Annotated in this window: 10 protein-coding genes and 1 tRNA gene; 7 read left to right on the top strand and 4 right to left on the bottom strand. The window is 36.3% G+C overall.

Going from position 1 to position 12337, the window contains the following annotated elements:
* The first annotated feature begins 145 nt into the window (after positions 1 to 145).
* The 6 genes from EWM59_RS02880 (at position 146) to EWM59_RS02905 (ending at position 6845) form a co-directional block, all read left to right on the top strand.
* Complete coding sequence (locus EWM59_RS02880; RefSeq protein ID WP_130019440.1) at positions 146 to 964, top strand: EboA domain-containing protein; 819 nt, start codon at positions 146 to 148, stop codon at positions 962 to 964.
* A 32-nt stretch (positions 965 to 996) separates the two neighbouring features.
* Entirely contained in the window at positions 997 to 2016 is a 1020-nt protein-coding gene (locus tag EWM59_RS02885; protein ID WP_130019441.1) for a TatD family hydrolase, read from the top strand.
* 85 nt (positions 2017 to 2101) lie between these two features.
* On the top strand, positions 2102 to 2983 hold the full coding sequence (gene eboC / locus EWM59_RS02890; RefSeq protein ID WP_130019442.1) for a UbiA-like protein EboC: 882 nt from the start codon (positions 2102 to 2104) through the stop codon (positions 2981 to 2983).
* 48 nt (positions 2984 to 3031) lie between these two features.
* Positions 3032 to 4180: a 3-dehydroquinate synthase gene (locus tag EWM59_RS02895; RefSeq protein ID WP_130019443.1), complete on the top strand. Its 1149-nt coding sequence runs from the start codon at positions 3032 to 3034 to the stop codon at positions 4178 to 4180.
* 2 nt (positions 4181 to 4182) lie between these two features.
* Positions 4183 to 5376 carry a metabolite traffic protein EboE gene (gene eboE / locus EWM59_RS02900; protein WP_130019444.1) on the top strand — a complete coding sequence of 398 codons (1194 nt, stop codon included), beginning with the start codon at positions 4183 to 4185 and terminating at the stop codon, positions 5374 to 5376.
* Positions 5377 to 5465: 89 nt separating this feature from the next.
* Positions 5466 to 6845: an alkaline phosphatase family protein gene (locus tag EWM59_RS02905; protein ID WP_130019445.1), complete on the top strand. Its 1380-nt coding sequence runs from the start codon at positions 5466 to 5468 to the stop codon at positions 6843 to 6845.
* A 29-nt stretch (positions 6846 to 6874) separates the two neighbouring features.
* On the opposite strand, the gene EWM59_RS02910 is transcribed toward EWM59_RS02905, so the two are convergent.
* From EWM59_RS02910 to EWM59_RS02920, 3 genes are read right to left on the bottom strand one after another with little or no spacing between them, the layout of a single operon-like run.
* The gene (locus EWM59_RS02910; RefSeq protein ID WP_130019446.1) at positions 6875 to 8251 is read right to left on the bottom strand and encodes a TolC family protein; all 1377 of its coding nucleotides are present in this window, start codon (positions 8249 to 8251) and stop codon (positions 6875 to 6877) included.
* Positions 8252 to 8266: 15 nt separating this feature from the next.
* A complete protein-coding gene (locus EWM59_RS02915; RefSeq protein ID WP_130019447.1) occupies positions 8267 to 9616 on the bottom strand; it encodes an HlyD family secretion protein in 1350 nt (449 codons plus the stop codon).
* 48 nt (positions 9617 to 9664) lie between these two features.
* Complete coding sequence (locus EWM59_RS02920; RefSeq protein ID WP_130019448.1) at positions 9665 to 11302, bottom strand: ATP-binding cassette domain-containing protein; 1638 nt, start codon at positions 11300 to 11302, stop codon at positions 9665 to 9667.
* Between the two features lie 131 nt (positions 11303 to 11433).
* Here EWM59_RS02920 and EWM59_RS02925 point away from each other — a divergent pair, with 131 nt between their 5' ends.
* The gene (locus EWM59_RS02925) at positions 11434 to 12108 is read left to right on the top strand and encodes a TetR/AcrR family transcriptional regulator (protein WP_130019449.1); all 675 of its coding nucleotides are present in this window, start codon (positions 11434 to 11436) and stop codon (positions 12106 to 12108) included.
* Between the two features lie 143 nt (positions 12109 to 12251).
* Here the strand turns inward: EWM59_RS02925 and EWM59_RS02930 are convergent.
* A tRNA-Met gene (locus tag EWM59_RS02930) sits at positions 12252 to 12325 on the bottom strand.
* Positions 12326 to 12337 lie beyond the last annotated feature (12 nt).

Genomic DNA, 12337 nt, shown 5'->3' on the forward strand with positions numbered 1-12337 from the left:
ACAAGATATTTACTAGGAAAGTTAATTAATAGCCCCGAAAAACCTTGATTCGTCTATATTAATCTCAACTTTTTGAACAAATACTATATGAAGCTCAGAATTCTTCTTTAGATTTGCTTAAAAATAAATACTAAGGAATAAAGGAATGAATTATTCTTCTTTGCTGCTTGATAAAATTCAAAGTCAGGCATCATCAAAAGAGATAAGTTGGGTGGAGATGAAAGACAAAGGAAGTTTACAATCTTTGCAAACGGCTTTTGTTACAGTTCCGAGGTTTATTAGTAAAGATAAAATTCAATTTACCTCGCCTATCAATGAAGTTTCATTTGATAATTGGACTTTAGATAGACTTGTGAGAGTTTATCTTTTGACAAAATTTGATAGCTCAGATAAAAGTTCATATACTAAGGCAATAGATACATTATTTGATACGGCTGAAAACAATGAGGCGGTGGCATTAATTTCAGCCCTGCCATTTTTGGCCTATCCTGACTACTGGATACTTCGAGCTACGAATGCTGTAAGGTCAAATATAGGCCCCGTTTTTGATGCTATTGCTTTTGAAAATCCATTTGCCAGAAACCACTTTTCAGACTTAGCCTGGAATCAACTGGTCTTAAAATGTATTTTCAATGATAAACCCATTAATAAAATTGAAGGGTTAGCAGAAAGAGCCAATCAGGAATTAGCTACATCAATCTCTAATCTTGCTCATGAACGCTGGTCTGCAGGTCGAACTATTCCTTCCCAAGCCTGGCGTTTAGTTAGTCAATTTATGAATGATGAAATTTTTAAGGATATTCAGCATTTGCTTTCATTCGGAAACGAATCAGATAGAATGGCAGCAGCTTTAGTTTGTACAGAGACTGATTTTCCGGAAGCAAAAAAGGCATTGGTAAGCAATGAAGATTTACAGTTAAAAATAGCCAATAAGGTTTTTAACTGGCAAAAGATCGAAAATTAATAACAAAGAAGTATATCAATTACCACGAAAAGATGTGTCAGAAGCACTCAGAAATAGCTCAAAATCCTTCCCATTTTGAAGGAAGTACAGATGAATTGAAAACATCGAATGAAATTCAGTCTTATTATACAGAATATATAAAAGGCATGAAGTTCTTCGACCCCCATATTCATATGACGTCCAGAACTACGGACGACTATACAGCTTTAATCGATGCCGGTGTAGTTGCTATTATTGAACCTGCTTTTTGGTTAGGACAACCCCGCACTGGTCTCTCTTCGTTTAAAGATTATTTTAGCAGTCTGGTGGGTTGGGAAAGATTCCGTTCTTCTCAGTTTGGCATTAAGCACTACTGTACCATAGGTCTGAACTCCCGTGAAGCAAACAACGAAGCTCTGGCTGAAGAGGTAATGGAAATACTGCCTGTATTTATATACAAAGAAGGAGTTGTTGGCGTAGGCGAAATCGGATTTGATGACCAGACTCCAGCTGAAGAAAAATATTATCGTCTACAATTAGAATTAGCCAAAGAGGCCAATATTCCGGTTCAGGTTCATACACCCCATCGTGACAAGAAAAAGGGTACTGAACTAAGTATATCTATTGCTTTAGAACACGCCCTTGACCCGGGTATGGTAATTATCGACCATAATAATGAAGAAACCGTTGAAGGTGTGCTTGAAAAAGGCTTTTGGGCAGCTTTTACCATTTATCCGTTTACCAAAATGGGGAATGAGCGTATGGTAGAAATTGTAAAAAAATATGGTTCAGAAAGAATTATGGTAAACTCGGCTGCAGATTGGGGGATAAGCGACCCTTTGGCTGTACCCAAAACAGCCGCCTTAATGAAAATAAAAGGGATTTCAGACGAAGATATCCGATTGGTTACTTATCAAAATGCTATCACCGCCTTTGCCCAGAGTGGTCAGATCAATGTCGCAGATTTTGAAACCCCTATGATTATAGACCAAAGTCTCAAATTTAATGGAAATACCGTTCTACGTGGAGGGCAGATACCAAGAATTGAGAAAGATTCAATAATTATTAGTTAATAAAAACAGCTATTTTATCAATCAGGTTAAATAGATGACCCATAGACTTTAGTGATTAACTTATCACTAAACAATTACTAAGGCCTTGAATATAAAACCCTACTTACAACTAACCCGACCTGCAAACATTATTACAGCCATCTCTGATATTCTGGCAGGAATCGCTATTGCTGGGTTTTCGTTTTCATTAAACCAGATTGACCTTTGGAAAGCAGCCTTCTTATGTATGGCTACAGTGGGCTTATATGGTGGTGGAATCGTCTTCAACGATATATTTGATTTAGAGTTAGATAAGATTGAACGTCCTGAGAGAGTGATTCCAAGCGGTAAAATAAGTAAAGAAAAGGCCACTGTCTTTGGCGTTTTATTGCTGACAATGGGTATAACAATGGCATGGCTCAATAGCCCTGCCAGCGCCATGATTGCTTTAGCAGTAGCCATTTGCGCTTTAGTATATGACAAATTTGGGAAGCATCATTCTTTTCTGGGACCAATTAATATGGGCCTTTGCAGAGGGGGAAACCTGATTTTAGGTATTAGTATTATTGAGACGGCCATTAACCATTGGTGGTTGATAAGTATCTTACCGATTTGCTACATAGCGGCAATCACGATGATTAGTCGTGGTGAGGTTCATGGCGGAAACAAAGCCACACTCTATTTTGCCGCTTTTCTTTATATCGTGGTTAGCAGTGTACAGCTCTATGTTGCATTCAAATTAGGTAATATCCTATTGGCTGCACCGTTTGTAGCTTTACACATATACCTGATTTTCAATCCTTTAACCAAAGCAATAGCCAATCCAATAGGGCCAAATATAGGGAAGGCCGTGAAAGCAGGGGTTTTATCATTAATTGTGATGAATGCGGCATGGGTTAGTGTGTCTGGTAATATTATTTTTGCATTGGTAGTGCTCTGTCTGTTACCTGTTTCAATAAGTCTGGCAAAGATTTTTGCAGTAACATAAAGTATAGATGCCATAGTTTTCGTTTATTTTTATTTATTCAACCTTTCAATGAGTGTAATTCAACAGGCTTTTCAAGTCCCTTATTCATTTAATATTATTTTCACCCAAAATCTTTTCTCTTCAGAGAACAAAGAGTTAATTAATTTCTTGTTACACTTCGGAGATAACGGTTTTCAAAAGAAGATTTTATTTTTAATTGATGAAGGTGTAGCAGAAAAGCATCTTTTTCTAACAGAATCAATCAGAAATTATTTTGAAGGGCAAACACAGATTTTATTAGCCGAAGAAATACTGATTTTGCCAGGTGGAGAGCTTGTAAAAAACAATCCTCAGTATTTAGAACAGACACTTCTCGCAATTAATAATTACGGCATAGACAGACACTCTTTTGTAGCGGCAATTGGTGGTGGTGCCTTTCTTGACATGGTTGGCTATGCTTCCTGCATTGCGCACAGAGGGGTAAAACATATTCGTATTCCTACCACAGTTCTTTCTCAAAACGATTCGGGTGTGGGTGTAAAAAACGGAGTAAATTTCCTGGGTAAAAAAAATTTCCTTGGTACCTTTTCACCACCTGTAGCAGTTTTTAATGATTCTGATTTCTTAAAGACACTTTCAGACAGAGACTGGCGTTCAGGTATTTCAGAGGCTATAAAAGTAGCTTTAATTAAAGATTTAGCCTTTTTTGAGTGGCTTGAGAAAAATGCAGAACGTATGGTTGCCCGTGAAATAGAAGTAATGAACGAACAGATTTTCAGGTCAGCAGCTTTGCACACCAATCATATTTCAAGTGGCGACCCTTTTGAGATGGGTTCTGCCAGGCCTCTCGATTTCGGGCATTGGGCAGCGCATAAATTAGAGTATCTCAGCAATTTTGAAATACGTCATGGGGAGGCTGTAGCTGTTGGTATTGCACTTGATTCTGTTTATTCGCACCTTTTAGGGTTAATTTCGGAGGAAGATGCTTTAAGAATTATAAGGGTTTTAAAAACATTAGGTTTTACCCTCTATCATCCATCGCTTTCAGAAAATGATAAGCAAAATCTTCTGGAAGGCCTCAATGAATTCAGAGAACATTTGGGTGGTAGATTGACCATCACAATATTAGAAAAATTAGGAAAAGGTAAAGAAGTGCATGAGGTAAACTTCGGGTTAATGAAACTTGCGGTTGACCGTCTGAAATTAACCCTTGATTAAATATGAATACACCCTACGGACATTTAAGCTATTGTAGTAATATTCATCCGGGAGAAAACTGGGATGAGCATTTTGCAGTGCTGCAAAACAGTATTCCACAAATTAAAGCAGAAGTTTGTCCTGATGCGCCAATGGGTATCGGTCTCCGGTTAGCCAATCAGGCAAGTATAGATTTATCAATAAATGAGCACTTTAGTTCATTTAAAAACTGGCTTGCAGAGAACAATTGCTATGTTTTTACAATGAACGGTTTCCCATTCGGAAATTTTCATCACACCATTGTAAAAGACATGGTTCATGCTCCTGACTGGACAACTCAGGAAAGAACCGATTATACAATCAGACTATTTGAACTATTAGCCGAGCTTTTACCTGAAAACCTACAGGAAGGAGGAATTTCAACCTCCCCTCTCTCCTACCGTTTCTGGTGGGCAACTGATGAATTGTTAGAGCAAGCAACCATTAAAGCAACCGGAAATATGATTTCAGTTGTTGAGGCTTTAATTGAATTACACAAAAAAACCGGTAAACTATTACATCTCGATATTGAACCTGAACCTGATGGTATTCTTGAAAATTCTGACGAGTTTATACATTGGTACAATAACTACTTATTGCCCATTGGGATAAAACAGCTTCAAAGTAAAGGCTTATCGACGGAAGAAGCTACCGAGGCCATAAAAAACCATATTCAGCTATGCTATGATGTCTGTCATTTTGCAGTAGGTTTTGAGAAACCGGTTAAAGTTTTAGAAAAATTAAATGCAAATCAATTGAAAGTAGGCAAAATTCAAATCAGTTCAGCTTTAAAAGTAGATTTCTCAGAAAATGCTGAAGAAAAACTAAATGAAATTGCTCAGTATAATGAACCTACCTATTTACATCAGGTAGTCGCTAAAAAAAATGATGGGTCTTATATAAAATTCCCTGATTTAAATGAAGCTATAACTAATTTCAGCAATGAAATCAATTCGTGGCGAGTACACTTCCATGTTCCATTGTTTCTTGAACAATACGGGTTATTGAGTTCCACGCAAAAAGATATTGTTGATGTACTCGATATCCATAAAGAAAAGCCTTTTACGCAACATTTAGAAATAGAAACTTATACATGGGGCGTTTTACCAAAAGAATTTCAGGCACCATTGAATGAAAGCATTATCAGAGAAATTAAGTGGGTAAAAGGTGTTTTATAAAGCGTTTTTTAATCATAAATCTTTCACTCAAATCGTAGATAGTAAAGAATGCTATTCTATTGATTTAGGGCATTTCATTTTATAATATTATGCAAAAAACGGTAGTTATTGACATTGTAGGGCTTAGTACTAGTGTAATAGGTGAACATACACCTTTCTTGCAGAAATTTATTGCTCAAAATCATTTAAAACATATCAAGCCTGCTTTTCCGGCAGTTACTACTACTTCTCAAAGTTGTTACATCACAGGCAAGAACCCCGATGAGCACGGCATTGTAGGAAACGGTTGGTATGACCGTGAGGCTTGCGAAATGAAGTTCTGGAAACAATCTAATAACCTGGTTGATGCTGAAAAAATTTGGGAGGCAGCTAAAAGAAAGAATCCTGAATTTACAGTATCAAAAATGTTTTGGTGGTATAATATGTATTCATCTGCTGATTTTTCAGCTACTCCACGACCACAATATCATTCAGATGGGGTAAAGGTTCCTGATTGTTATACCTTTCCAGCTGATTTAAGAGACAAGTTACAGGCAAAATACGGTACATTTCCTCTTTTTAAATTCTGGGGACCCAATACAAGTATCGAATGCTCTAAATGGATTGCCAATGCGGCTTTGGAAGTTGACAAAGACCATGATCCGACGCTGACGCTAATATATTTACCACATTTAGATTATTGCTTACAAAAGTTTGGAGTTGATTTTAATAAAATTTCAAAAGACCTGACCGAAATAGATAAACTTGTTGAAGAAACTGTTAATTACTATCAACAAAAAAAGGCCAATATAATTTTATTATCTGAGTACGGGATAAACAATGTCAGTAATCCTATTCACATCAACCGAATTCTTCGTAAAAACGGTTTGCTCTCTGTAAGAGTTGAAAGTGGCCTTGAATTGCTCGACTGTGGTGCATCAAAAGCCTTTGCAGCCGCCGACCATCAGATTGCGCATATTTACATCAATGATTTAAGTGAGAAAGAAAGAATTAAAGATATACTCTCAAAAGTAGATGGTATTCGGCTAATAATGGATGAAGAAGAGAAGAAAAAACATCACATTAATCATACGAGAGCAGGAGATTTAGTTTTGATGGCCAGAGCAGATAGTTGGTTTACTTATTACTATTGGTTTGATGACAAAGTAGCTCCTGATTTTGCAAGAAGTGTAGATATTCATAATAAACCGGGTTATGACCCTGTGGAAATGTTTATGAATCCGGCAAATCCACTAATAAAGTTAAGAGCAGCTTATAAATTAGCACGCAAATTATTAGGATTCAGATATAGGATGGATGTAATTCCGCTGGATGCAAGCCTTATTAAAGGATCACATGGAACTTTAGATATTAATAAAGAATATTATCCTGTGCTAATTAGCAATCAAAACCTATCAACCGAAATTGCCGCTACTGATGTTTATCAAGTAATCTGGGATAGTATTTTTGGTTATGAGAAAACTAAATGACACATAATTACTTTAGTATCAAATCTTTATCATTGAGCCAGCCGACCTGCCGCATAATCAATTGCTATAATTGATTTGGCAACCTTGGTTTGCAGGGAAATTAATTTTTGCTGGGCTTCATAAAACTTATTTTCTCTGCTATTGACTAAAAACAGACTACTTTCGCCATTAATAAACTTCGTAATTTCAGCCTGATAAAGCCTTTGATAGCTATTTACAGTTTGCTGATAAATTTCTAACTGACGTTGCAACTGCACCGCATCATTAAAATAACTGTTTACTTTATTTTGCTGCTCAGTAAACAAAATGCGGTTTTCCCACGATTGTTGCATTATTTTTAGATTAGCTTTTCTATATTCAGCACGGGCTTCCCTCAGAAGCAAAGGCATTCCAATTGTAAAACCCCATTTATAATTATTCTGAAATAGGTTAGGTTCGGCAATAAATCCATAATCCTTATTCAGAAAATTATAGTTCAGATTCAATGTGGGTAAAAGGCTCTGGAACTTGAGTTGTTTTTCAATAGATAATACATTACTTTTAATTTGTGCCTGCCTTAATTTAGGGTGAGTGGGCAATGTAGTCATGTAATCACTCAGGGGCATCAAAGGCTGACTGATTCGAGTAGGATTAGGTTGAACAGTTGACGGCAATTGGTAAGACTGTTCATTTTCCTGCCACAAAAAATTATTCAATTCAAATCCGGCATTATTAAGTGCTTGTTGAGCCTCAGTTTGTTGAAACTCAAAACTCTGCAATTGCGCCAGTGTTTCTACCGTATCAATAGCCGGACGGTCGCCAAGAATTACCCCATTTTTAATAAAATCATAACGCCTCAGATTGGTTTGCAAAAGACTATCTGCCAACTGTTTAACAAAAAAAGCATTTTGCCATTCGTAATAAGCACTTGTAGCCTCATAAAGCAAATCATTCAGAATCAACCTTCTTTCTTCATCTGAATAAGACACCATTTCTCTTGCTTGCCTGACAGCAGCCCTTCTTTTATCAATCAACAAACCTTTTCCTAAAGCTACCTGTGCCCCTATAAAGCTACTTCTACCTTTGGTAAGTTCTGTAGCTGTGTATTGTCCTTGATTGTTTTCAGTTCCGGCTTTAAAATCTACCCCATACCAGGTTGGAACCTTCAGCTCTGATGTTAGATAAGTATAGTAATGCTTACCTCCGAATTGCTTCTCGTTTTTATTAAAATAAACGGAAGGCTCAAATGCACCTCTGGCACTTTGTAGCTCGGCTTTGGCTATTTCAGTTTGCAGTGCAGCCTGTTGTGCTACAGGATGGTATTTTCTGACTATATTTATAAACTCGTCGTAAGACAATTTGTCTTGTCCAAAAGCAATTTTTGTGTAGCTCAGACAAATAATTATATAAAACAATAATTTTTGCATTTTCAAAACAGATATTTACTTTTTAGCAGTTTTACTGGCATCTTGTTCAATATAATATTCAGGTGGAAAACCATTGATATTACGCCATACCTCATAACCAAGTGGTACATCTTTTAATAAAATAAAGGTATCTGTGGCAGTTCCTAATCTTAAACCATTGGGCCATGGCCGCTCATTCGGGTCGGGTTTTACAAGAACCCTGAAATTTCCACTTGCCGCATCTACATTATTAGATATTGCCGTAATTACACCTCTGAAAGTTCCATACGATTGCGTAGGCCAGCCACTAAATACAATGGCCGGAAATCCATCAAAAATCACGTTTACTTTCCTGCCCGGTTGCAGTAATGTAATATCAAGCGGCTTCACAAAAATTTCAATAGCCATTGCACTCTGGTCAGGTACAATCTGCGCCAGCTCTTCTCCTTCTTTCACAATTTCACCAATTCCTGCTTTATTAGCTCTTGTTACTTGCCCACTTTGAGGAGCTATTACATAATATAATTCATTACGCAACCGATAGCTGCTATATTGATTTTCAAGTTTGGCAATATCTGCATCACCACTCGCAATCTGAGAAAGAGACTGGTAACGCTCTCCTCTCGTTTTAGAAATTTTCTCAATATACTCCTGATTTACTGTATTCAATTCTAATGAAAGGTTAATTAAATCCTGTTTCGAATTCATGAATTTAATTTCACTTCCTGTCCGTTTAGCCAACGAATTCTGAAATGCTTGGTTTCGTTGCTCATATTGCGTTAGTGATACAAGACCTTGGTCGTATAACTGTTTTTGTCGCTTCAATTGTTCGCTGGCAATGGCAAATTCATTCCTTGCAGCAAGCATATCCATACTATCAGCTTGAATTTTAGCCTTGGTCTGAGCTATTTTGTTATTTATCTGAGCTATTTTCAATCGTTGTGCCGCTTCCATAGCTTTGGTTTGCTCATCTGCGGTATTGGCTTTACTCAGGTAATTTTCATTAGCAAGTTCTTTAGCGGTAATCTGTTGGCGGGTACGTTCAATTAAATTAGGGTCAAGGTATTCCACCTTTACCTCTTGCAATCGTGCTATGGTATCTCCTTGTTTTATCATGTCCCCTTCTTTTACATACCATTGTACAACTTTTCCGGTAATAGCACTGTAGACTCCCTGTTGCCTTTGTTCCTGGCGTAAGGTAGTTACTTTTCCGCGGCTCTTGATATTTTGAGTCCAGGGCAAGAAAGCTGCCAGAATCAATAAACCCAGCAAGCCAAACGCCCAGGCTTTAACATTACTCCGCCGATCAATAAAATAAATATCTCTGAAAGATTTAGGCTGTTTGGTCAAATCTTCTTCTTCAAAAACTGTATCTATAAATTTCATGTGTGCTCATGCTTTTAGTTATACCTAAATTAGTTGCGGGTACCTGATTTACTTTATTTCTATAATCCGGTTAAAATAAGGTAGTACTCCTTCCTGGTCTGAAGCTACTATAACTGTCATAGGTAGACTATTAATATAATCTGCCACTTTCTGGCGCTTTGCCTTATTGAGGCTTTTAAAAGGTTCATCAAGAATCATTAACTGACAAGGCTGAACAAACGTACGGAGTAATAAAATTTCCTGCACTAAGTGAGAAGGCAATTTTGCTCCCTTTGTAAAAAGTATAGTGGCAAAACCTTTCTCAAACTCATCAATGAATCCGGTAAAACCTAATTTCTTAATTAACTCATTCGTAGTTTCAGGCTTCACATCAGGATTACCAATAGTAATATTTTCCCAGAGAGTTCCATTAAAAACTTCATTTTGCCCACTCAGATAATTGACATTCTTACGGAAACTATGCATTTCATAATTATCTACTGGTGTATCATTAATTAGAATACTGCCGGAATGTTCTGTTAAATTATTGCTGATAAGTTTTAATATAGTACTTGTACCAGCACCAGAAGCTGTTTTATTCAGTAAGGCTTTCTCTCCTGCCTCTACTTTGAATGAAATGCCATTAAGCAACTGATTATTAGGTGTATAAGAGAAGCTGACTTTCTTAAACTCAACACTCAGGGGGCTTTTTGGATTAAGTATTAAGGTACCATTAGATTCTGTAGGCGTTTGTAATACTTTATTTAATTTTTCAACAGCAGTCAGTACATCATAGACAATATCAATACTTGTAATCAGTTTTTCGACAGAGGCCATAATAGCGATAATCACAATTTCAGCAGCAATAAACTGACCAATATTAATTAAATTGTTAAGGAGCAGAATACAGCCAATGATTAACATAGCTGCCGTTAAGACTACCTTAAAAACTACAAGGCTCCAGTACTGAGTGGTCAGAATACCAAAGTGATTGGTACGATTCTGCAAATACCCCTGCGTATATTCATCTGTTTTCTGAATATTTAACCGGGTATATTCAAAGTTTTTGAAAGTATTCTGGGTACGGCTGATTTCCTGTAACCAGGCTGCTACTTTATATTTAAAATCGCTCTCTCTTAAGCTCGTTGTCAATCCTCTTTCAGAACTCAATCTGAAAATCAGATAGACTATTAACAGCAATAATGCACCAAAGGCGATGAAAATTGAATGATAAAAAGATAATAATAAAATCCCGAAAAGTATCTGTATAAATGCGGTTGGTACATCGAGTAGTAGTTTCGATAAACCTTTTTGCAGATTTACTGTATCAAAAAAACGATTTGTCAGTTCGGGCATGTAGTATCCTTCTGTAGCTTCGGGCCGAATCTTGGGCAAAGTATCTGCATAAGCAAAAGCATACCTTACAAAAATTTTTTGCTGAATTTTCTCGCTGAGTTTCATTTGCTTAATCTGCAAAAAACCGGCAAAGAAAACACTAAAAATTACCAGACAGATAAGCACAATCAACGAAGTGGAGGCCGTATTGTACATAACAAAGTTAATGATTGACTGGATACCTAATGGTAAAACCAACTGGATAATTCCGGATAAGATGGCATAGAAATAGAGCGAACTAATATCCAGTTTGTCAAGCCTTAAAAGATTTATAATTCTTATAAAAGGGTGGAAATCATGATTGTCAGCCATATGATTTTAATAATTTTCGCAAAGATAATAAAACTTTTTTCTGAGATAGTAATACTATTATTATAAAGTGTAATGTTATTAATTATTGTATAATTACTATTAATATTTAATTTTGTTTAAAATTTTTTAATATGGAATACCAGCTAAATTTTAGTCTGAACAATAATATATATCTGCGCGACCCAGAAAGTAGTGAGTTAGGTAAATTAATTGTCAGAAAAGCCATAGAACTGATTTATGAAATGGGCTATGAGCACTTTACTTTTAAAAAACTGGCTTTAGAGGTAGGCACTACCGAGGCCAGTATTTACCGCTATTTCAAGAATAAACATTTTTTATTAGTATATATACTGAATTGGTATTGGAGCTACCTGGATTTTTTGCTGATGTTTCATCTGAAAAATATCAGTAATCCGAAGCTAAAAATCAGAAAAGTTATTGAGTTGCTAACAAGGGAACTCCCCACCGATTCAGGTAAAATAAAGTATAATATTTCTTACCTGAATCAGATTGTTATCAGAGAAAGTAGCAAAGTATATCTGGTGAAAGAAATCAATGAGATTAATCAGGCGCAGGTATTTAAACCATTCAAAGATTTGTGCAATACAATAGCTGGTATTATTCTGGAACTCGACTCTGAGTACCCTTATCCACATTCTCTCAGTAGCACACTTATCGAAACTTCCCATAATCAACAGTTTTTTAGTTCGCATCTAAAAAGGCTGACTGATGTAAAATCTGATGAAAACGTATCAGGATATGTAGCTGCTTATCTGGAAAATTTAGTTTCCCGTGTTTTAGAATAAAAATATCTGTTATATTATTGATAGCTTATTACAATTGAAATTTTATAGAATCTATTTCAAAAATTCCTGTCATTATTGGTGTAATAATCTATAAAAACAAAAAAAGCAGGCCGTTTTAACACGTAACTGCTTGATTATCAGAGTAGCGGGGAGCAGGATCGAACTGCCGACCTTAGGGTTATGAATCCTACGCTCTAACCATCTGAGCTACCCCGCCGGAATATAAATA

Origin of the sequence: Emticicia agri, assembly GCF_004168285.1 — a bacterium.
Lineage (GTDB): Bacteria > Bacteroidota > Bacteroidia > Cytophagales > Spirosomataceae > Emticicia > Emticicia agri.